Source organism: Candidatus Kinetoplastibacterium oncopeltii TCC290E (genome assembly GCF_000340865.1).
In the GTDB taxonomy this organism is placed as follows: domain Bacteria; phylum Pseudomonadota; class Gammaproteobacteria; order Burkholderiales; family Burkholderiaceae_B; genus Kinetoplastidibacterium; species Kinetoplastidibacterium stringomonadis.
This window is the reverse complement of the sequence record NC_020299.1, coordinates 195,624-218,681: the sequence shown is the minus strand read 5'-3', so window position 1 is coordinate 218,681 and position 23,058 is coordinate 195,624. Positions and strand designations below refer to the sequence as shown.

17 protein-coding genes and 1 pseudogene are annotated in these 23,058 nt (G+C 29.9%); 7 read left to right on the top strand and 11 right to left on the bottom strand.

The features are described 5' to 3' along the window. Positions 1–504: 504 nt before the first annotated feature. Positions 505–3,981 carry a DNA polymerase III subunit alpha gene (dnaE, locus tag CONE_RS00995; protein ID WP_015396893.1) on the bottom strand — a complete coding sequence of 1,159 codons (3,477 nt, stop codon included), beginning with the start codon at positions 3,979–3,981 and terminating at the stop codon, positions 505–507. Positions 3,982–4,185: 204 nt separating this feature from the next. Here dnaE and argA point away from each other — a divergent pair. Together argA and CONE_RS00985 are read left to right on the top strand one after the other, a co-directional pair. Then, a pseudogene (gene argA / locus CONE_RS00990) lies at positions 4,186–5,538 on the top strand (amino-acid N-acetyltransferase). A 51-nt stretch (positions 5,539–5,589) separates the two neighbouring features. Beyond that, on the top strand, positions 5,590–5,868 hold the full coding sequence (locus CONE_RS00985) for an oxidative damage protection protein (RefSeq protein ID WP_015396892.1): 279 nt from the start codon (positions 5,590–5,592) through the stop codon (positions 5,866–5,868). A gap of 13 nt (positions 5,869–5,881) precedes the next feature. Here CONE_RS00985 and rpiA read toward each other — a convergent pair whose 3' ends face one another. Both rpiA and CONE_RS00975 read right to left on the bottom strand, forming a co-directional pair. Continuing rightward, positions 5,882–6,571, bottom strand: coding sequence for a ribose-5-phosphate isomerase RpiA (gene rpiA, locus CONE_RS00980; RefSeq protein ID WP_015396891.1), 690 nt, complete (start codon positions 6,569–6,571; stop codon positions 5,882–5,884). 34 nt (positions 6,572–6,605) lie between these two features. Further along, on the bottom strand, positions 6,606–7,865 hold the full coding sequence (locus CONE_RS00975; RefSeq protein ID WP_015396890.1) for a DNA recombination protein RmuC: 1,260 nt from the start codon (positions 7,863–7,865) through the stop codon (positions 6,606–6,608). 718 nt (positions 7,866–8,583) lie between these two features. Here CONE_RS00975 and dctP point away from each other — a divergent pair. Next, positions 8,584–9,570: a TRAP transporter substrate-binding protein DctP gene (dctP, locus tag CONE_RS00970; protein ID WP_015396889.1), complete on the top strand. Its 987-nt coding sequence runs from the start codon at positions 8,584–8,586 to the stop codon at positions 9,568–9,570. 75 nt (positions 9,571–9,645) lie between these two features. Here the strand turns inward: dctP and radA are convergent, their stop codons facing one another. Then, positions 9,646–11,001, bottom strand: a complete 1,356-nt coding sequence (radA, locus tag CONE_RS00965; protein WP_015396888.1) for a DNA repair protein RadA — start codon at positions 10,999–11,001, stop codon at positions 9,646–9,648. Positions 11,002–11,127: 126 nt separating this feature from the next. Here radA and CONE_RS00960 point away from each other — a divergent pair, with 126 nt between their 5' ends. Then, entirely contained in the window at positions 11,128–12,009 is an 882-nt protein-coding gene (locus tag CONE_RS00960) for a squalene/phytoene synthase family protein (protein ID WP_015396887.1), read from the top strand. An 11-nt stretch (positions 12,010–12,020) separates the two neighbouring features. Here the strand turns inward: CONE_RS00960 and clpB are convergent, their stop codons facing one another. Together clpB and CONE_RS00950 are read right to left on the bottom strand one after the other, a co-directional pair. After that, positions 12,021–14,606, bottom strand: a complete 2,586-nt coding sequence (clpB, locus tag CONE_RS00955; protein ID WP_015396886.1) for an ATP-dependent chaperone ClpB — start codon at positions 14,604–14,606, stop codon at positions 12,021–12,023. A gap of 64 nt (positions 14,607–14,670) precedes the next feature. Then, a complete protein-coding gene (locus CONE_RS00950; RefSeq protein WP_015396885.1) occupies positions 14,671–15,741 on the bottom strand; it encodes a lytic murein transglycosylase in 1,071 nt (356 codons plus the stop codon). A 589-nt stretch (positions 15,742–16,330) separates the two neighbouring features. Here CONE_RS00950 and queF point away from each other — a divergent pair. Next, positions 16,331–17,149 carry an NADPH-dependent 7-cyano-7-deazaguanine reductase QueF gene (gene queF / locus CONE_RS00945; protein WP_015396884.1) on the top strand — a complete coding sequence of 273 codons (819 nt, stop codon included), beginning with the start codon at positions 16,331–16,333 and terminating at the stop codon, positions 17,147–17,149. An 11-nt stretch (positions 17,150–17,160) separates the two neighbouring features. Here queF and CONE_RS00940 read toward each other — a convergent pair whose 3' ends face one another. From CONE_RS00940 to CONE_RS00920, 5 genes are all read right to left on the bottom strand, one after another. Next, positions 17,161–18,405 carry an MFS transporter gene (locus CONE_RS00940; protein WP_015396883.1) on the bottom strand — a complete coding sequence of 415 codons (1,245 nt, stop codon included), beginning with the start codon at positions 18,403–18,405 and terminating at the stop codon, positions 17,161–17,163. A gap of 108 nt (positions 18,406–18,513) precedes the next feature. Further along, the gene (pgsA, locus tag CONE_RS00935; protein ID WP_015396882.1) at positions 18,514–19,083 is read right to left on the bottom strand and encodes a CDP-diacylglycerol--glycerol-3-phosphate 3-phosphatidyltransferase; all 570 of its coding nucleotides are present in this window, start codon (positions 19,081–19,083) and stop codon (positions 18,514–18,516) included. Positions 19,084–19,110: 27 nt separating this feature from the next. After that, the gene (uvrC, locus tag CONE_RS00930) at positions 19,111–20,931 is read right to left on the bottom strand and encodes an excinuclease ABC subunit UvrC (RefSeq protein ID WP_015396881.1); all 1,821 of its coding nucleotides are present in this window, start codon (positions 20,929–20,931) and stop codon (positions 19,111–19,113) included. A gap of 16 nt (positions 20,932–20,947) precedes the next feature. Then, on the bottom strand, positions 20,948–21,391 hold the full coding sequence (gene acpS / locus CONE_RS00925; protein ID WP_015396880.1) for a holo-ACP synthase: 444 nt from the start codon (positions 21,389–21,391) through the stop codon (positions 20,948–20,950). Positions 21,392–21,406: 15 nt separating this feature from the next. Further along, entirely contained in the window at positions 21,407–22,132 is a 726-nt protein-coding gene (locus CONE_RS00920; protein WP_015396879.1) for a pyridoxine 5'-phosphate synthase, read from the bottom strand. 442 nt (positions 22,133–22,574) lie between these two features. On the opposite strand from CONE_RS00920, the gene rpmB reads away from it, so the two are divergent. Further along, positions 22,575–22,790, top strand: a complete 216-nt coding sequence (gene rpmB / locus CONE_RS00915) for a 50S ribosomal protein L28 (protein WP_015396878.1) — start codon at positions 22,575–22,577, stop codon at positions 22,788–22,790. Positions 22,791–22,827: 37 nt separating this feature from the next. Next, the gene (gene rpmG / locus CONE_RS00910; protein ID WP_015389980.1) at positions 22,828–22,995 is read left to right on the top strand and encodes a 50S ribosomal protein L33; all 168 of its coding nucleotides are present in this window, start codon (positions 22,828–22,830) and stop codon (positions 22,993–22,995) included. Positions 22,996–23,058 lie beyond the last annotated feature (63 nt).

Sequence of the window (23,058 nt, the reverse complement as noted above, 5' to 3'; positions counted from 1 at the left end):
AAAAACTTTTAGAAAAAAAGAATATTGACCTTAAGTGAATTCATTAATATTCTAGGTCAAAGAAAAGTTTGTCATTATCTAAGGCATATAATGTTAAAAATATCTTAATTTTATATCATTGATAGCATTATCAAATAAATAGTAAAATCCAAAAAAGACACGAATTCAAATAGATAATGAATTACAATGAACAAAGATAAATATAAGTAATATTATTAAAGATTCAATAATAAGTATTAAATATAATTAATGAATAAACATCTATTCTAATGTAATTTGTAAAAACAAAAAAACACTATAATGATTTGATTAACTTATTTAATAATAAAAATGTATTATTTTATATATAAATCACTATATTTGAAAATTAAATAACATCATTATTTTCAATAAAAATAATGTTTGATCTAGAATAAATTGATAAATAATTTATAATATAAGAATGATTGAGATATTAGTTTAATAAATCTTTGTGAATTAAAGTGAGAATTGTGTAAATTTATATTAGTAAAGGATCTCAACAGAACCTTTATCATCCAAAAAAGACGTTAATTTTAATAAAAATTCATTATTAACGACAACTTTCCATATATCACCTAGTTTGATAGTACATGAAAATTTGCTTTCTAAATTTGTATATAGCACGTAAATTGGCACACAATATTTATCTTGATCTTTTATCAAACAATATTCCTTTAATAAATCTCTTAATATCTCTAAATTAATATCGCTATCTATAGATATTTTTACAGCTTTGGACATATAAGTCCTAATATCATTGATGCTATATATTTGCTCTACTATAGCTCGCAAATTGTTTGAGTATGAATCATCACTCACAACCACTTTTGCTGCTATTAAATTGTCTTCTCGCAAGTCATTTTTATATTTATCATAAAAATCTGGGTATATTACTATTTCAGCCTGAGCCGTCTCATCATCAATTAAAGCTATAAACATCTTCCCACGACGTGTTGTTATATTCTTTATAGATAAAATTATGCCACATATCCATTGTGATTGTTTGTTCGGTCTTATTTTTGATAAAGTATTAGGTATTATTTGCCTTATCTCATCACGCCAATATTCAAATAAATGCCCACTGAAATGGTATCCTATAGCATTTTTTTCTTCCGTTAGCTTTTTTAGCAAGTCCCATTCTGGTACATTACATGTATTTAATCGAAATTTAGGCATTTCTTGTTCATAATCATCTCCAAATAAAGATGATTGATTAATATTTGTGTTTCTATGATCTGCTATTTCCAATGCCATATTCAACGAAGCTAAAACTTTAGCTCTGTTAGAATCAGTTGAATCAAAAGCTCCAGACTTAATTAAAGATTCTATCGCACGACGATTTAAAATCTTGAACATTCTATAACAAAAATCAAAAATATCAATAAATGGCCCTTTATAATTTCTAGATTTCACAATTTCATCAATAGCAGATTTACCTGTTCCCTTAATTGCGCCCAGGCCATAGCGAATAGCTATTTTTTGATCTTCATCGACAGGCTTAAATCTAAATTCAGAAAGATTTATATCCGGCGGAAAAATTTTTATATGATTTTTTTTAGCATCATTGAATATTGTTTGCATTTTATCTGTATCATCCATATCAGATGACATTGTTGCTGCAAAAAATTCAGCTGGATGATTAGTTTTTAACCAAGCTGTTTGATAAGCAATCAAAGCATAAGCAGCTGAATGAGATTTATTAAACCCATATCCAGCAAATTTTTCCATTAAATCAAAGAGTTTTACTGCTAGATCTGAACTATAACCATTATTAACAGCACCTTTTTCAAAAATAATTCGATGTTTAGCCATTTCCTCTGGGTCTTTTTTGCCCATTGCTCTACGCAGTAGATCAGCACTTCCAAGAGAATATCCACCTATTATTTGTGAAATAAGCATAACTTGTTCTTGATAAACTATAACCCCATAAGTACTTTTAAGAACGTTTTCCAAATCTTCATGGAAATAATTTATACTAGAAAGACCATGCTTGCGACTTACAAAATCATTTACCATGCCTGATTCTAATGGTCCTGGTCTATATAAAGCAAGAATAGCAATAATATCTTCGAAGTTACTAGGTTTCAATCTTTTCAATAACTCTCGCATTCCTTTTGACTCTAATTGAAAAACAGCAACTGTATTTCCCTTAGATAAAAGATCATAAGTTTTATGATCATCTAATGGTAGTGAAATAATAGAAAAGTTATCCATCCCTTTATTACATTGCCTAACATATTTAACTGACCAATCAAGTACTGTTAAATTCCTAAGGCCTAAAAAATCAAATTTAACTAAACCAGAAGACTCAACATCATCCTTATCAAACTGTGAAACGACACTATTTTCTTGGCCTGGTTGGCAATAAAGCGGGCAAAAATCAGTTAGCTTTCCAGGTGCAATTAAAACACCTCCTGCATGCATACCAACATTGCGTGATAAACCTTCTAAAGGCCTAGCAATATCTATCAATGTCCTGACCTCTTCCTCTTTTTCATATCTATCTCTAAATATAGCATCAGAATCTAAAACTCTAGATAATGTCCATTGCTCAGAAACACTAAAAGGAATTAATTTTGACAAGCCATCACACAATGAGTAAGGCATTCCTAAAACTCTTCCAACATCTCTAATAACAGCCTTAGCTCCAAAAGTTCCGAAAGTTGCTATTTGACTGACAGCATCATAACCATATTTTGATTTTACGTATTCTATAACACGATCACGATTGTCTTGACAAAAATCAATATCAAAATCAGGCATTGAAACACGTTCAGGGTTCAAGAAGCGTTCAAAAAGCAAGTCATAATCCATAGGATTTATATCAGTAATACCTAAAGAATATGCAACTAAAGAACCGGCGCCAGATCCACGACCAGGACCTACAGGAACGCCATTATTTTTACCCCAATTAATAAAATCTTGTACTATTAAGAAATATCCAGCAAAACCCATTTGATTTATAGTAATACACTCTTCATATAAACGATCGTAATATATCTTTTTATTAACTTCATTTATTTTATCAGTGCCTAAAAAATCAAGTCTTTTTTTTAATCCTATTTCAGCCATAGAAATTAAGTAATCACTTAAGGAATATTTAGGATCTATTTCAAATCTTGGCAAATTAGGAATTCCTAAACGCATAGTTAAACTGCAACGTTTAGCTATTTCAATAGTATTAAATATTGCTGAAGGTATATCAGAAAATAGATCAAACATCTTCTCTGAGTGAAAAAAATATTGTTCTTTTCTAAAACTACTAACTCTTTTTGCATCAGAAAGATGAGAGCCTTCAGCTATACAAACTCTAACTTCATGAGACTGAAACTCATTAGGCCTTAGAAATTGAATAGGATGAGTAGCAACCACAGGTAAATTCAATTTTGAAGCTATTACCAATGCCATATGGTTATAATTATCCTCTCCAGGAAAACCTGCTCTCTGTAATTCTATATAAAAAGAATTAGGGAACATTAGCTTCCACTGATTTGCCAAATCTAATGCTAAGTCATGGTTATTTATTTCTAAAGCATATGCAATATCCCCTAGAAGTCCACCTGAAAGAACTATCAAACCATTCTGACCGGATAACCATTCCTTACGTAATTCAGCTCTACCATTATATTGATTACATAAGAAAGATTTTGTAAGTAAGGAACATAGATTTAGATATCCTTCATGATTACAAACAAGCAATAAAATACGAAAAGGCCTATCTCTGTTTTTATCATTAGTTAGCCAAACATCACAACCAATTATAGGTTTTATACCTGAAGCGCGAGCAGCTTTGTAAAATTTTATAATACCGAAAACATTGGATAAGTCCGTTAAGGCTACAGCAGGCTGATTAGAATCTTTTACTAAATTAATCAGCTGTTCTATCCGAACTATACCATCTACAATGGAGAATTCTGAATGTACACGCAAGTGTACAAAAGATTTAAAATCGTAAGACATAAAAATACTAATTCCTTTTCAGATCGATACTTCTCATATATTCAATAAACTTTATAAAAGATTATTTTATTCATATTTAAATCAAAATTACATATAAGTGTAAATGTAAAAAATAAATTGTTTACACAACATAAAAATAACTATTATTATCGTATTTTATATTAATAATTTGTTATCACATGATATTAATTAGGTATTATATATATGGAAGTAGATAGATATAACACATCTGAGAATTCTCAAACACAGTTTGTTAGATGGTTTAGAGAAGTAGCACCGTACGTACATGCATTTAGAGGGAAAACTTTTGTTATCGCTTTCGATGGGGATTTGATTCAACATGGAGCTCTTAACGCACTTGTACAAGATTTATCTTTATTATAGGCTTTGGGAATTAAACTTGTACTCGTACATGGATCAAGGCCTCAGGTCAACGATCAATTGAAACTGAAGGGAATTTATAAAATATTTGACAGAGGCCTAATGGCTCCAACTGATGCAGCAGCTTTAGAATGTGCAAAAGAAGCAGCTGGTGAAATAAGATTAGATATTGAGGCATCTTTTAGTCAAGGATTACCGAATACTCCAATGTCTCACTCAAAGATTAAGGTCATATCCGGAAATTTCGTTACAGCAAGACCTGTCGGAGTATTAAATGGAGTTGACTTTCAACATACTGGTAAAGTAAGAAAGATAGATGTAGAAGCAATAAATTTTGCTATTGAGAAGGGATCTTCTGTTGTTTTGTTATCCCCATTAGGATTCTCACCTACAGGTGATGCGTTTCATTTAGCACTTGAGGAATTAGCAACAAGTACCGCTGTAGCTCTAATGGCTGAAAAACTTATATTTTTGTCAAACTCAAATGGAGTTCCTAATGATGATGGCTCTATAGATACAGAATTAGCAAGGGCGGATGCTGACATTCTTATAGATTCTAATAACTTAGATGAAGAAACATGTGAATTTTTAAAATATGCTTCGTTAGCTGTAAAAAAAGGAGTAGCAAGAGCTCACATACTTTCTTTCTCTTTAGACGGTAGTGTGTTGTTAGAAATATTCACACATGATGGCGTAGGAACAATGGTTGTGGAAGATAATCTAGATGATTTAAGACCTGCAACCATAGACGATGTTGGAGCAATAATTAGCCTCATAGAGCCACTAGAAACAGATGGAACACTGGTTCCTAGACCAAAAAGTTTAATAGAACGTGATTTAGAAAAATTTACCGTGATTGAGCATGATGGGGTAATATATGGATGCGCTGCTTTATATATGTTTCCTAATGAACATATGGCAGAATTAGCATGTTTAATAGTTCATCCAGAATGGCAAAGCACAGGAGAAGGAGAACTGTTACTAAGACATATTGAGTCTAGGGCAAAAAGTCTTGGAGCTAGGCGTATATTTGCACTAACTACCAAGACTTCCCATTGGTTTTTAAAGAGAGGTTTTGTCCAATGTGGGATACAAGATTTGCCTAAAGAAAAACAAACTAGCTATAACAGGTCACGCAATAGCTTGATATTTATAAAGAATATTAAACAAGACTGAAAAACTTTAATCTAAAACAAATTTTTATAACCTATAATAGGATATTAATATATGAGTAGAATTGTCAATTGTATCAAACTAAAAAAAGAGTCATTAGGACTGGATAACATTCCTTATCCAGGAAGTATCGGAGAGCGTATATTCAATAATATTTCAAAAGAAGCTTGGCAAGAATGGATAAATATTCAAACACGTCTTATAAACGAAAATCGATTAAATTTAGCTGATCAAAAATCTAGAGAATTCCTTAAGAACAAAATGGAAACATTTTTATTCGAAAATAAAGACATTGAGGTTGATGGATACACTCCATTATCATCCATTGGTTAACATGTATAAGGGATCAACTTCTACGGATGATTTTTACTCCACTATCTGTTGATAAAATCAATACATCTGCTCTATTTATTGCAAATAGACCATTTGTGACAACACCTGGAAAATTGTTGATCTCTTTTTCTAGACTTAATTGATCTTGTATGTATAAATGATGTACGTCAATTATTACATTTCCGTTATCAGTTATAAAACTATCTCTAAGTATAGCTTTTCCACCTAATGAAGCTATTTTTCTAGAAATAGAATTAACAGCCATAGGTATAACTTCTATAGGTAAAGGAAAACTACCTAAACAGCCAACCATTTTACTTTCATCAGCTATACAAATAAATTTATCTGAAACAGAAGAAACTATTTTCTCTCTAGTTAGAGCTCCACCACCACCTTTTATCATGCAAAATGATCTATCTATCTCATCTGCACCATCCACATAAAAAGGTAAATTATCAACCTTATTAAGATCCAAAACTCTTATTCCGTAAGATAATAATCTAGAGCTAGTCCTATCAGAACTAGCAACTGCACCATTAATACTTTTACTAAAAAATGCTAGTTCATCTATAAATAGATCAACAGTAGATCCGGTTCCAACACCAATAAAGAAATTATCATCTAAAATATAAGGTTTTATAAAATTCATGGCAGCTTTAGCTGCTTTTTTCTTTAAATCAAATTGTCTTTTATCATTATTCATTGTGATATTATTATCAAAAATTTATGTTAAAGGATTAATCTTTATTTATATCTTCAAACAATTGGACTGTTTCGTTATTATCAGGAAGAATTTCTAAAGATTTTAAGTTATTAAGCATTGCACGAGATCTTACTTCTGTTTGGCCTAACTTATTACTTGCTGTATCCAAAGTTTTTTTGACGCTAGCTAATGATTCACCGAATTTACTAAATTCAGTCTTAACTGCTCTTAGTATATTCCATACTTCTGAAGACCTTTTTTCAATAGCAAGAGTCTTAAAACCTATTTGTAAACTGTTTAGTAATGCTGCTAAATTGCTTGGACCAACTATACTTATTCTAAGATTAAACAATTTATCAAACAACCCAGGATAGCGCAAAACTTCCGCATAAAGGCCTTCTGTTGGAAGAAACATTATTGCAAAGTCTGTTGTATAAGGAGGTTCTATATATTTTGATGCAATGCTGCGTGCCTGTAATTCTAATGCCTTTGCCAAAGCATTAGATGCTAACTTAGCAATTTCCAGATTCGAATTATCATTAGCCTCTATTAATCTTTCATATTCTTCTTTTGGAAATTTGGAATCTATAGGAAGCCATACAGGAGATGATTCTTTGCTGGAGCCAGGTAATCTTATAGCAAATTCAACAAATGAATCTTTGTGTGGAATAATTTTAACATTACGACTATATTGATCTGTAGTCATAATATCTTCAATTAATCTTGAAAGCTGTATTTCACCCCATGTGCCACGAGTTTTTACATTATTTAAAACTCTCTTTAAGTCACCAACTCCTACGGCTAAATTTTGCATCTCGCCTAATCCCTGATGAACTGCTTCTAATCTATCAGAAACTTGTTTAAAAGACTCTCCTAATCTCCTCTCCAGAGTTGAATGAAGTTTTTCATCAACCGTATACCTTATTTCATCAAGTTTTTCTGAATTGCTATTTTGTAAAATTTGTAATCTATATTCTAAAGTATTTCTAATTTCTTTAGTGCGTCTATCATTTATTTCTATTAATCCCTGCAATTTATCTGTAAAATTATCAGAAAATTTCATAAAAGACGAAGTTATTTCAGAACGATTTGACCTTGCATCACTGTTCAACGTATCTCTCATCGAGTCCTGGAAAGACTTAAAATCCACTTGAAAAATTCTTGATAATTCGAATATATCTTTACTATATATTCTGTGAGACTCTATTACATCTTCGTGCAAACGACGCTCAAAATTTGACATCTCATTAGTAATATCTGTAATTTTCTCAAAACTTAAATGCTTTATTTTCATCAAAATAATTATAACCAAAAAACAGTTAAGCAATACGAAGAGAAATAACAAGTATAATGTGGCACTATTAATTATCATATGTTTTCAGTATAAATGTTATTAGGGATCACTATATATAACTATTTAATAATTAAAAAGAAAACGGTACTGATTATTATTTTCTTTATCCTATAAAACTACAAAAATATGATATTAGTTTAATGTAAAAATAAAAATATATTTACATCACTTCAACTCAATAATAAAAAGTCTTTCTTCTTGAAATATTTTCAAATGAATTTACATATAAGAATAAACTATGTTGGGTTTAATATTGAATTAAACTTAAATCTTAAGGCAATACGCTAACACAAATCATGCTTAGTTATTGTATAATCACTATGAATTCTAGTTTTTTCAATAACAAAGAAGCAAATAAATATACCTTAGATGACAAATAATTTATAATCAAGATTATTTTAATAGCGTATTTTTATATATTAAATGGTATAGTAATTGCTTTTGTTTAAATTGAAAACAACATAACAATTTAGATGAATATAGAATATTCTTTTAAGAATTAATATAAATGAAGGTTTTAAAAAAACAAGTGAAGTATGCTTATGGCTTTTATCCATATCTTATAGAGTGCTTTGGAACAATATGAGGACGTTCATTTTTTTAGAATATCTCTATTTGATTTTTTAAAAACTTCTTTTGATTTTTCAGGAGTAGATGAATGCGAAATATTTGGCTTAATTGGGTTGCATTAGCCGTACTAGCGGTGATAGCTGTTATGCCTGCATCTGCGGATGATACTAAGCTAAAACTAGCTCATGCTTTATCTAGCACTTCTCATTACGGTGCAGGAGCGAGTGCTTTTGCTAATTCTCTAGAAACTATAAGTAAAGGTAAATTTATAGTAGAAAAATTTCCGGATAATATATTAGGTTCTGAGCATGAAGTAATAGAAGGACTACAGTCCGGTAATATTGACTTAGCTGTAATATCAACCAGTGCTGTTATGGATTTAATACCAGAAATAGGCATGTTTGATATACCATTTCTCATGCATGATTTACAACATGCTAGAAATGTACTGGATGGACCTATAGGAAAAAATATTCTTTCTAAATTTCCAGAAAAAGGTATTGTTGCATTGGCATGGGGAGAACAAGGATTTAGACATCTAACAAACAATGTTAGACCAGTTTTGGTACCAGAGGATGCTAGAGGATTGAAAATACGTACTCCTCAAAATTCCATACATGTATCTGGGTTCAGTTATATAGGAATATTACCAGTACCAATGACTTTAACAGATGCTATTAAAGCTCTTAAAGATGGTAGTATTGATGGACAAGAAAATCCACTATCTGTGATAATCGCAACGCAAATGGATAATATGCAAAAATATTTATCTCTCACAGGACATGTTTATGCTCCAGCACTGATACTAGTGTCATCGAAATTATACAAACAATTATCATCTGCTGATAAGAAATTTTTCCAAAAATCGGGACGTGCTGCTTGTTTAAAAATGCGTGATTTTGTAGATGATATAGAAAAGAGAAGCCTCGATAGGTTGAGGAAGGAAGGGATGCAAGTAACAGAAGTTGAGAGAGCAAGTTTTGCAATGGCAATGGAACCAGTATATGCTGAATTTTACAAAAAATTTGATAAAAGAATAATAGATGCAATACCCTTTCAAAGGAAATTTCAATAATCAATTTTAAATAATCTGTCACTCTACTAACACCATAAAAAAACAAATATTTCTTGGTGTTAGTAGAGAACTTTATCAGTATATTGACTTTATGATATCAAAAGAATCCTCTAATCTATTAGAGGTTAATATCTCTAGTCCTTCTATTTTTTCTAGAGGTTTATTTGATGAAGGTATTAAGGCAATTTTGAATCCAAGCTTAACTGCCTCCTTTAACCGGTCTTGTCCCTTTGATGCTGGTCTAAGCTCACCTGCTAAACCAACTTCTCCGAATGAAACCATCTTAAAAGGTAAGGGTTTATTAACCAATGATGAATATATAGCTAGCAATAATGGCAAATCAGCAGCTGGTTCTACAATTCTTACGCCTCCTACAATATTTACAAAAATATCTTTATCACTAGTTGATATTTTTGCATGTCTATTCATCACAGCCAACAACATTGATAATCTATTAGAATCAAAACCAACAGCAAGCAATCTTTTGTTAGATATATTTGAAATATTTAATAATGCCTGTATCTCTATCAATAATGGCCTAGACCCCTCTTGTGTTGCCATAACACAGGAACCAGAGACTTTATCTCTATGCTTAGACAAAAATAAAGCTGATGGATTTGCAACACCTAACAGGCCTAGATCAGTCATCCTGAAAACGCCAATCTCATTAATTGAACCAAATCTATTCTTAAAAGACCTGATAATACGGAAATATGATTGATTATCTCCTTCAAAATATAATACTGTATCTACTATATGTTCCAATATTCTTGGTCCTGCTAATGATCCATCCTTAGTAACATGGCCTACTATTAATACTGTGATACCAAATTGTTTAGCCATCCTTGTTATCTGTATAGCACATTCCCTAACTTGAGAAACAGAGCCTGGAGCAGAATTAGATAAACTGGTAGAAACAGTCTGTATTGAATCAATTACAATGATTGTATATCCTATCTCGATAATATAAGAAATAATCTTATCTAGATTATTTTCCGATAGAATATTGACCTTTTTTTTTAGTAAACCTAATCTGTAAGCACGTAAAGCAACTTGCTCTATAGATTCTTCACCTGTCACATATAAAACATTATTATTTTCCGATAATAATGCTAGAGACTGTAATATTAAAGTTGACTTTCCTATACCAGGATCTCCTCCTATTAGGACTGTAGACCCTGCTACTAAACCACCACCTAAAACTCTATCAAATTCATTAATCCCTACAACTATACGATTTGATTTGCATAATTCTATCTCTGAAAGTATTTTTATTTCAGATATGTTAGTACCTGAATTCTTATATTTATTAAAAACATCATCAGAACGTGAAATAGAAAATGAGTTCCATGAATCACAATTTGGGCACTTGCCAAGCCATTTATAAGCGATATAGTCACACTTTAAACATATATAATTCGATTTGGTCATATTATGAATATATTAACTGATGTTAAACAACTAAAGTTTTTTGTAAATCAATCAATCTTTAATATAAAGATTTGTTTATAAATCATAATCGATTTAGAATAATTTATTCTTCTTAAAAACTACTTAATGATTAAAATGACACCAAATGAATATTGCGAAAAAGAATTTGCTCCTGCTGGATCAAATATATACTATGCAACTATTTTATTACCCAATAATAAAAAAAGAGCTCTGATTTCAATGTATGCTATACATAAAAAAATAGAAAATATATTGTCAGATTGCCACACAAAAACTGTTGCTTACTCAAAAATTTCATGGTGGAAAAATCAAATATATAGAATGCAAAAAGAAGTGTCAGATCATCCAATTACTAAAGAATTATCTCTATATACAAAAGAATATCCTTTTATTTATGATGAATTAATTAGTTTTATAAATAATATAGAAAATATTTTAGAGAAAGATTTTTTTCACAACTGGTCAGATTTATATAATAATTACTGGACAGTTAATAGAGTAATATGCAAACTATTCAACAAAGTATTTTATAATAATGACGATAAAGTTTCTATTTATAATGAAAAGATAGGACTAGCTATGCAACTTACAAGTTCTATACAAGATATATATATAAATGCGAAAAATGGAATTATATTTTTACCATATGAAGATTTAAATCATTTTAGCTTAAGAATAGAAAACATAACTGATGAAAAAAAATCAGAAAATTTTAAAAAATTTATACAGTTTCAAATAAATAGAGCAAAAAAACTATATAAAGAATCTATAACCAATATTCATTCTTGTCACTATAAAAATTACAAAGAAAGTTTTGCTATTGCCGCCATAAATTATGCTACTCTAGAAAAGATAGATTCATATAACAAGAGAGACTCAAACAAAATTATATCGATATCACCTATAAAAAAATTATGGGTATCTTGGCGCACATTAAATAGTAATGGCAATAACTTTATAAAAAAATTATTGCCATTAATCATATAAATTTACATATACTAAATATTAATTTTAAATGTAAATTCATTGTTAGAATAATCTACATTTATTATGTCATTTTCGCCAACTTTACCTTCTAATATTAATCGAGAAAGTGGATTTTCAATATAGTTTTGAATTGTACGTCTAAGAGGTCTAGCTCCGAATACAATATCAAATCCATTTTTTGCTAACATTGAAACAGCATCGTTTGATATTTCTATATGCATGTTTTTTTGTTTTAAACGATCTTTTAATTGATCTATTTGTATCTTTACTATAGAAGCCATTTGCTCTGACTTCAAACTATGGAAGAAAACAATCTCATCTATGCGATTCAGAAACTCCGGTCTTAATGTTAACTTTAGTTCTTCCATTAAAACCTTTCGGATCTCATCATAAGTACTATCAATCATACTTTGAATATGATTAGATCCTAGATTAGATGTCATTATAATTACGGTATTTCTAAAATCAACAGTCCTTCCATGACTATCAGTCAAGCGACCATCATCTAAAACTTGTAGCAAAACATTAAAAACATCTAGATGTGCCTTTTCCACTTCATCTAATAACACAACACTATAAGGTTTTCTCCTAACAGCTTCTGTTAAATAACCACCCTCTTCATAACCAACATAACCAGGAGGAGCTCCTATTAATCTTGCAACTGAGTGTTTTTCCATAAATTCACTCATATCTATTCTTATCATGTGATCCCTAGAATCAAACATAAAATCAGCAAGAGCTTTTGCTAACTCAGTTTTACCAACCCCTGTAGGACCCAAGAAAAGAAAAGAACCAGAAGGTCTTGATTGATCTGACAATCCAGCTCTAGCACGAAGAATGGCATCAGAAACAGCACGAACAGCCTCAGATTGCCCTATAATTCTAGAGTTCAAGAAATCATTCATGTGTAGTAATTTTTCTCTTTCTCCCTGCATCATTTTTGATACTGGAATACCGGTAGCTACAGAAACCACTTCTGCTATTTCTTCAGCACCAACCTGAGTACGAAGTAGTTTAAACTTCTTATCGCTAGATTGATTTATAGAATAATTTTCTGCTGATTTTAATTTTTCTTCTAATTCTGGTAACTTTGAATACTGCAATTCCGCTAATAGATCATACTGGCCATTTCTTTGCAATTCAGCCATCTTTGCTTTCAAGCCATCTATTTCTTCTTTTATATTCTTAGTCCCTTCGACAATATTTTTCTCTGATTTCCATATTTTTTCATAACTATTGTATTCTTCCTGTATCTTCTTTAACTCATCTTCTATGACATATAATCTTTTCTTAGATACTTCATCAGACTCTTTTTTTACAGCCTCTCGCTCTATTTTTAACTGAATCATTCTACGCTCTAACTTGTCCATAGCTTCTGGCTTAGAATCAATCTCCATTCTGATGCGTGCACCGGCTTCATCTATTAAGTCAATGGCCTTATCTGGCAAGAAACGGTCGGTAATATAACGATTAGATAGCTCAGCTGCTGCAACTATAGCTGGATCAGTAATTTCTACACCGTGGTGAATTTCATAACGTTCTTGCAAGCCACGAAGAATAGCTATAGTAGACTCAACATCTGGTTCATCTACAATAACTTTCTGAAACCTCCGTTCCAAAGCTGCATCCTTTTCTATATATTTACGATATTCATCTAGAGTAGTAGCACCTATACAATGTAATTCACCTCTTGCTAATGAGGGTTTAAGCATATTTCCGGCATCGATAGAGCCTTCTGCTTTTCCTGCACCCATTATTGTATGTAGCTCATCTATAAATAATATACTGTTGCTATCTACTGAAATATCTTTCAGTACTGTTTTTAAACGCTCCTCAAACTCACCCCTAAATTTTGCTCCCGCTATTAAAGATGCTAAATCTAGTGATAATACTCTTTTATCACGCAAACTATCAGGAACTTCTCTATTTATTATTCTCTGTGCTAGTCCTTCTACTATAGCTGTTTTACCAACACCTGGCTCACCAATCAATACTGGATTGTTTTTTGTTCGACGTTGCAAAATTTGAATGGTACGTCTTATTTCATCATCACGACCTATAACTGGGTCAAGTTTGCACTGACGAGCTAAAGAAGTTATATCAGTAGTATACTTAGACAATGCATTACGGTTAGATTCATCATTCATATCAGATATTTTATTAGATCCACGAATATTATTAATAGACTCTTTTATTAGATTATTTTTTAAACCAGACTGCCTTAACAATATAGAAACATCGCTTTTATCATCAGATAAAACTAATAATAATATTTCACTAGAAATATAATCATCTCCTCTTTTACTAGCTTCTTTCTCTGCTCTAATAAGCAATCCTTGTAGCTCTTTACCTATTTGAACATCATCTATATCATGCACTTGAGGTAATTTCTTTAAGGAAGAATCTAGCAATGTATTCAATTTATTAATAATAACTCCAGAACCTGCCAGTATGTTAGAAATAAATTTATCTTCATCATCCAGCATAGCCTTCAAAACATGTATAGATGTAATATACTGATTATCATTGATCACAGCTAAACTCTGGGCATCTAATAAATTTTTTTGAAGCTTTACAGTCAGTTTATCAGTTCTCATATCATTCACCAAAAGTAATCAAATAAAAAATCCTGCATATATATACAGGGGAAAAGTAGCTTTATTATTTATTTATATCATCCAAAGGCCAAGAAACACGTAAATAATCATCATGATTTTTAAAAAAATTAAATAATAAAGAAACCGCTAATGCATACTTTCTAGACTTATTATAACTCAGTATAGATTTAAAATTATCACTAACTAAAAATATAGGACCTGTAGATCCTGTTGGAGCAAATAAAACTGCTTCTATATTACCGATATCTTTATTACATATATCTTTGTTATATGTACTAACTACACCAGACTTAGACCATTCATACAAAGAACGTTTATCATTTTCACCTAAAAACTCTAATCCAACAGGTATATCTACCAAAAGATCTTTTGGTAGATATACTTCAATTGCAGCAGGTATGTTATACATCCAATGAAAATTCCTTTTCTTTAAATGATTAGCCGTAGATGCTAATGAATCAACTATAGATCCATATAAATCTATGATACCATCGCCATCACCATCAACAGCTAGCTCGTAAAAAGATGTTGGAATAAATTGAGTCATGCCGAAAGCACCACTCCAAGATCCAGTAAATTTTTCTTTATCTACTAATCCATCTCGCAACATCATAATAGCGGCATAAAAGTTTTTCTTCCATAATGGATTTGATTCAGTACAAGCTCTAGTAAACCATGCATCTAAAACATTAATGTTACCCAAATTTTTGCCATAATTAGTCTCTATTCCAAATACTGCTACTAATAACTCATAATCAATATTGTAAATATTGCATAACTTTTCAAGTTGATTTTTGAATTTTTTTATAACTAAGAGACCATCTTCTTTGCGCTTTACAGTTATCAAATTAGAGATATAAGTGCCCCAACTATATGTAATTTCTGGTTGTATTTTTTTTAATTTTATAGTTTGGTATAGTAGTTTCACATCTTTAGTAAAAAAATCAAAATCTACATAAGATATGTTATTGTCAGGAGCATTCTTCCTCAATTTATCTAAACAATTATCTCTATAGTCTAAATTAAAGGGAATTGGGCACTCAATGCTATAAGATGAAAAAGAAAAACTAGATAAGACCAATACAAACAAATGAAATAAACATCTAATAATCATGTCATAACACCCAATTATGCAACTCAAATAATTTATTAAAATTATTAACCAAACAAACACTGTGGCAATTTTTGCAAAAATATAGCTTTAGCTTATATCATATAACATAATTCCATTATAGTAATTAAGCATAAAAATATTCACAACCTATATATGATAGAAGATTCTAATTTTAGAAAAAATTTTTTAAAATATTATGCAAGAATTTTTTTATTAATCAAAAAAGATTCTAAGAAATATCCAATACATTATATTTTTTTACCTATTTTCTCAAATGCTCAATAAATATAGATCTTATAATTTGTAAATTTAGAGATAAAAGATTTAAAAATGCTTAACTTCTAGTAATTTAAGCTATTGATAATTATAAAGAGCATAGTTTCTAATTTTTGTTAACAAAGAAAAGAAAAACATACAACAAAATTATAAAATTAGTATATATTGGTGATTTTTTTAAATTCTAATTATCAATAAATAATCATGAAATAGTAATTTAAATATGAAATTGCAATTCAAATAAGAGTTATGATATTTTATTAATATTGAACTATTTGATCTTATCTTAATATTAAACTAAATTATAAAAAATATGAGCAATATAAATCCTTTAGGACATAGTATTAAATATTCATTTAATTATGATCCAAGCTATCTCTTTGCAATACCAAGACAAAATATTGCTGAAATACCAATTTATGGCTTAGACATATGGAACATATATGAATTATCCTGGTTAAATAATAATGGAAAACCGCAGATTGCTATCATAAGAATTGAAATACCAGCAAATAGCAGTAAGATAATAGAATCTAAATCACTGAAATTGTACTTAAATTCTTTCAATAATACTTTTTTTAAAAATGTTAAAGAAGTTGAAGATCTTATTAATAAAGATATATCAAATGCAATACAATCTTCTATACTTATAAAAATAATAACTCCTGAAAATTTTCACAAACTATACATAGAAAACTATAGTAATATTGGAATATGTATAGATGATATAGACACAGTAATAGATATATATAAAGAACCATCACCAGATTTATTAAATCTTTCTAGTACTAATGGGAATATAGTATCAGAGATACTTATATCTAGACTTTTTAGATCGAGATGCCCTGTTACAGGACAACCAGATTGGGCAACAATCAAAATAAAATATAAAGGAATAAAAATAGATCATTCTTCTATATTAAAATACATAGTGTCCTATAGAAATCATCTTGGATTTCATGAAAATTGTATAGATAAGATGTTTGTAGATATATCAAATACTTGCCAGCCAATTTATTTAAATATCTATGGAAATTTCACTAGACGGGGTGGTATAGACATAAATCCTTGGAGGGTAAGCAGTAGTAAAGAACTGCCACCACCAGATAATTGCAGAACAGAAAGGCAATAAAGGATACCTAATTATTTCTTTGACCTCTTATTTAACCATTCTGCTATGTATACAGAAACTAATAACATCAATCCTGCAATCATCCATGGTAATCTGTAAAATCCTGCATCCATCATAAATCCAAATATTATTGGGCCACAAGCAGAGCCAATATCCATTCCAGAATAAACGACACCATATATTAAACTAGTAGAATGTTTAGATGCTATTTTTCTAACTAGCATATCTCTAGAAGGAATAGCTATACCAAAACAAAAACCAGCTACAATAAAAGCTAAAGTTATATAGTTTTCAGATACCAAACCAATAGATATGATGAATAATGTAATTCCCGAAACAACGAGTGAGATTAAAATGTTACCTTCTTTAAATCTCATAGCAGATATCAATAATCCACCTACAAATATTCCTATTGCTGAAGATACCATATATGTCGATAACATAGATCCTGCAAATATCTCACTTAAACCATACAATCTAACTAAGATAGGTATCGTATATTGCTGTATTGAAGATGTAGCAAATGATGTAGCAATGAAAAATATAAAAGCTCCCCACATAGCAAAATGGGAGAACATCTTTACTATCGATCCTATATAGTCTTTATTTATTAAATCTTTATTTTCATCGTTATTTTTGCAAGACTTGGTATCAATATATAAATAATCCTTAGATCTGATAAGAAATAATAATGATATTAAAAATAACAATGCAACGCTGAACGCAGCTACACGCCAATTAGTTATAAATATAACCGTAGTAATAAAAATAGGGGCACATGCCCATCCAATACTACCTGACAAACCATGAAAACTAAATGCATAACCAAGCCTATCATTGCTTATCAATTTATTAATTATTAAATAACCGGCTGGATGAAATACGGAATTACCAATTCCTCCCAATACAGCAGAACACAATAATGAGAAATATCCAAAAGAATATGATATCGTCAGACTAGAAATAAAAAAAGCTATCATACCAAATAATAAAACTCTAAATGGTCCATATTTGTCTACTGCTACCCCAGATACAACCTGACCAACACCAGATATTACGTAAAAAACTGATGCCAAAAAACCAAGTTTAGCAAAATCCAAAGAGAACTCTAACCCAAGCGCTATATACAACGATGGCAAAACTAACTGGAAGAAATGAGACAAAGCATGTATAGAAGATATTAGAAGAATAATTTTCCAATCACGAGAACGGATATCTTTATTGTATAACTGGCTATTTTGTGGAGAAGAATTCATATATAAAAACCGAATTAATAAAAATTATAGCGTACTTCTGTCATATTCTATAACAAAAATACAGGTTGTGTTAGAACATCACAAAAATTAATTAGCAATGTCGTTAGGTCAAAATTTACTTTTTAGTGCAGGCCATGAGCATTTTATATAATAAAACATAGACAATAAAGTCAATATAGATGCTGCTGAAATTAATAAAGAGCCGATTTTTAAAAAAGAAATACATAAAATTGACTTTTCATAAAATAAACAAGGTATTGCTATCATTTGAAACACTGTTTTTAACTTTCCTATTTTATTGACAGAAACAACATCTTCTGCACCAATTCTTGCCATCCATTCACGCAAAGCTGATATAAATATCTCTCGAGTTATTATTATTAAAGTTACAAATGTACTAACCCTGCCAAGAGCCAATAAAACTATTAAAGAAGAGCATACTATAAGTTTATCAGCTACAGGATCTAGGAAAGAACCGAATAATGTGCTCTGATTCAAGCTACGTGCTAACCAACCATCAAGCCAATCTGTAAGAGCAGCTGTAATAAAAAGAAAAGCAGCAAGATTATTAATAGATGTAATACAAATATATTTATCAGGAATGTAAAATACTAATAATATTAAAGGAGCTATTGCAACACGGATAAAAGTTAAAATGATTGGAATATTTATAGACATAACCACGACCAGTATTCGACTTAGAATTTAATGTAGAGATTCATATATAGTACATGCTAAAGAACTAGAAATACCATTTATAGAGCTAATATCTTCTATTGTAGCTGAAGCAATACCAGACAGGCTACCAAAATGTTTTAATAAAATAGCACAACGTTTTTTACCAACTCCTTTTATATCCATAACTTTAGAATAAGCTCTAGATTTGGCTGAAACATTTCTCATTCCATTTATAGCAAATCTATGAGCCTCATCTCTTACGTGTGCGAGTAACATCAAAGCCTCAGACTCTAATCCAAGTATTAAATCATCTCTACCATCTGCAAAAACAAGGGTCTCCAAACCGGTTTTACGATTTTCCCCCTTGGAAATTCCAATCAATACACTAATATCTAATTTTAAGTGATTAAATACCTTTTTTGAGGCCTCTATTTGTCCTCTTCCTCCATCAATTAGAACTATTTGAGGTATTTTTATATTTTTTTGTGAAAACCTTTTGTACAAAACCTGTTCTATAGCAGCACAATCATCTCCAGGTTTTATTTTATCTATAATGAAACGACGATACAAAGCAGAATTCATTCCGCAATTCTCAAACACGACACAAGATGCTCTGGTGGCTTCACCTTGAAGGTGACTTATATCAAAACACTCTATTCTTAAAGAAGATACACTATCCAGTTTAATTTTTAATATATCAGTTAATTTATTTATACGATTAATATATAAATTAATATTATCGAATTTTTTTTGTAATGCCAACATAGCATTGTCAGTAGCTTGTTTTAACCATGAATATCTTATTCCTTTAATAGGACTTACTATTATTTTTATTTTTTTTCTTTCTTTGCAAGATTTTTTAATAATTTTAATAGTGTTTCGATCTGCAAAATTATGAGAACAAATCAAAACATTGGGCAATTGATTATTTAAATAAAACTGTGAAGCAAAAGCATCTAGAACAGTCTCAGCATTAATCAAATATTCATTTTCAGAAAAAAAAGATCTATCACCTAAATGTTTTCCATATCTAACCATAGATATATTGACACAATATTTATTTCCCTCAGAAACTATAGATATAATATCCGTATCCTCAGTATCAACACTTTCCATTGTTTGCTTATTTAATATCTTTGATAAAGCTACTACTTGATCACGAAATACAGAAGCCTGCTCAAAATTTAAATCTAATGAAGCCTGATTCATTTTTTCTTTTATTTTTTTTATTAAAGAATTAGATTTACCTTTCAAAAATAAAATCGCATCATCTACATCTTTAAGGTAATTATTTTTACTTATCAATCCAACACAAGGAGCGGAACATCTTCCTATCTGACCTAACAAACAAGGTCGAGAACGATTAGAAAACATAAAATCATTACAATTTCTTATATGAAAAATATTTTGTAAGATTCTAATAGTTTCACGTGCTGCCCATGAATCTGGAAAAGGACCGAAATACTGACCATCAATTTTTTCTTTATACACTCGGCAAAAAATTAACCTGGGCCACTCATGAGATGAGATCTTCAGATAAGGGTAAGATTTATCATCACGAAACAGTATATTATATCGAGGTTGTATAGATTTTATTAGATTATTTTCTAAAATTAGAGCATCAACCTCAGAATTTGTGATTGTAAACTCAACACTAGCTATCTTAGAAACCATAACGCTAATTCTAGGGCTATTGGAATTCTTTATAAAGTATGAAGATACCCTTTTTTTTAAATTTTTTGCCTTCCCAATATATATAACATTACCAGAACTGTCTATATATTTATATATTCCAGGCAAATCAGGAAGATTAGACAAAAAAACTCTTAAATTAGAATTATTTAGCATAATTTGTAGAATATTTCTAACATTTTCTCTTTATTATAACAATAGCTAAAGCTAAGTTAATATCATCACTAATTGAAATATAGGCATCTTTGTAAATAGATCTATACCAATCATTCAGTTGATAAGATAACAAAATTCTAGGACTGCCCTCGCTAGAATTAATGATTTGGATATTTTTCCAAGTAACAGGAAATCTTATACCAGTATAAATAGCTTTAGAAAAAGCTTCTTTAGAAGCTATCCTTGTAGCCAAAAATCTAATGCCACGATCGTAGTTAGCATCTAGCCTTTTTTGAAAAATTTGCAATTCTTCTTTACCAAGCATTTTTGCTAGAAAATGTTTTTCATATTTTTGATATAATTTTCTTACTCGATCAACAGACAATAAGTCTATACCAACTCCAGCAATACCAAATACATCTCTGATATTTTTGGAAATTTCAAGATAATTATTGAACATTTTTAATAGAAAATCCTATTTATTTCTAGCATTTAATATAATATTTTTCATTGTAACAACAGCATTATAAATACCGTCAAACAAAGCTCTACTAATTATAGAATGTCCAATATTTAATTCTTCGATCCCATCAATAGCAGCTATGTTAGCAACATTATCATAACTCAAACCATGACCTGCATTAACTTTTAATCCTTGCTTTTTTGCAAAGCTCACCGCTTCAGTAATTCTGAATAGCTCATCCTTAGTTTGTTTTTGTGTAGCATCAGAATATTTTCCTGTATGTATCTCTACAATATTGACTCCAATTTTTGCTGCAGCGTCTATCTGTTTTATATCTGGATCTATAAATATAGAAACATTTATTCCATTGCTATTTAATAAATCAACTATACCTTTAATATTAGACTTGTATTTAATAACATCTAACCCGCCTTCTGTAGTTAACTCAGAACGATTTTCCGGTACAAGACATACATCATTTGGTTTTACACTACAGGCTATATCAATAATTTCTCTTGATAAAGAACACTCCAGGTTCATTTTAGTTTTTAGAATCTTGCGTATAGCGAAGACATCACTATCTTGTATATGCCTTCTATCTTCTCTAAGATGCAATGTGATTAGGTCTGCACCAGCATCTTCAGCCTTCATTGCTGCTACTAGAGGATCAGGATAATTCGTATATCTTTGTTGCCTTATTGTAGCAACATGATCAATGTTAACACCTAATTTAATCATTACCTATCTCCATAACTAAAAGCATTTACGAGTTACTTAAAACTAAATTACAATATAAAATATATAATTTCAATAAAACGAATCAGTATATTATAATTGATGTAGATAGTTATAGATACATAAGAAACTTATGACATGCGAATTATAAATTAGCTGATACCAATGCATAATGTAACATATGAGTGTATATTTTACTGTTTAATAATATGTTAAATAGTCGATAATAAGAAACATGTGATTATGTTACAATTAACGCTGTAAATCGTTTATATTGCTTATGTATCTGTACAATATTCATATAAATAAGTATAATCAATGGTTCTAATATTTTTTATATAGTAATATAGTTACTACTATAGGAAAGACTTAAATATCTGCGCTAATAAATAGCTGCAGAATTTTTATTATTTATTATTAAGGTTACCTAAATAAGGTGTTTTTTATGGCCCGCATATGTCAAATAACAGGTAAAGCCCCTATGGTAGGCAACAATGTCTCTCATGCAAACAATAAAACAAAAAGACGTTTCCTACCTAACTTGCAATCAAGAAGATTTTGGATAGAGGAAGAAAACAGATGGATACGACTAAAAGTATCTGCTAAAGCAATTAGAACAATAGACAAAAATGGAATTAAATCAGTTTTAATTAACTCCTAATAAAAACCAAAATATTAATGAAAACAGGGAAACAAAAATGGCAAAAGGATCTAGGGAAAAAATTAAATTAGAATCAACAGCTGGTACTGGTCATTTTTATACAACTACCAAAAATAAAAAGAATAACCCAGAGAAAATTTTACTGAAAAAATTTGATCCAGTTGTAAGAAAGCATGTTGGATATAAAGAAATAAAACTTAAATAAATCTGACTATATAGATTATTAATACATAGTCCTATCTTAATTCAAACCATGATCGCTTATATT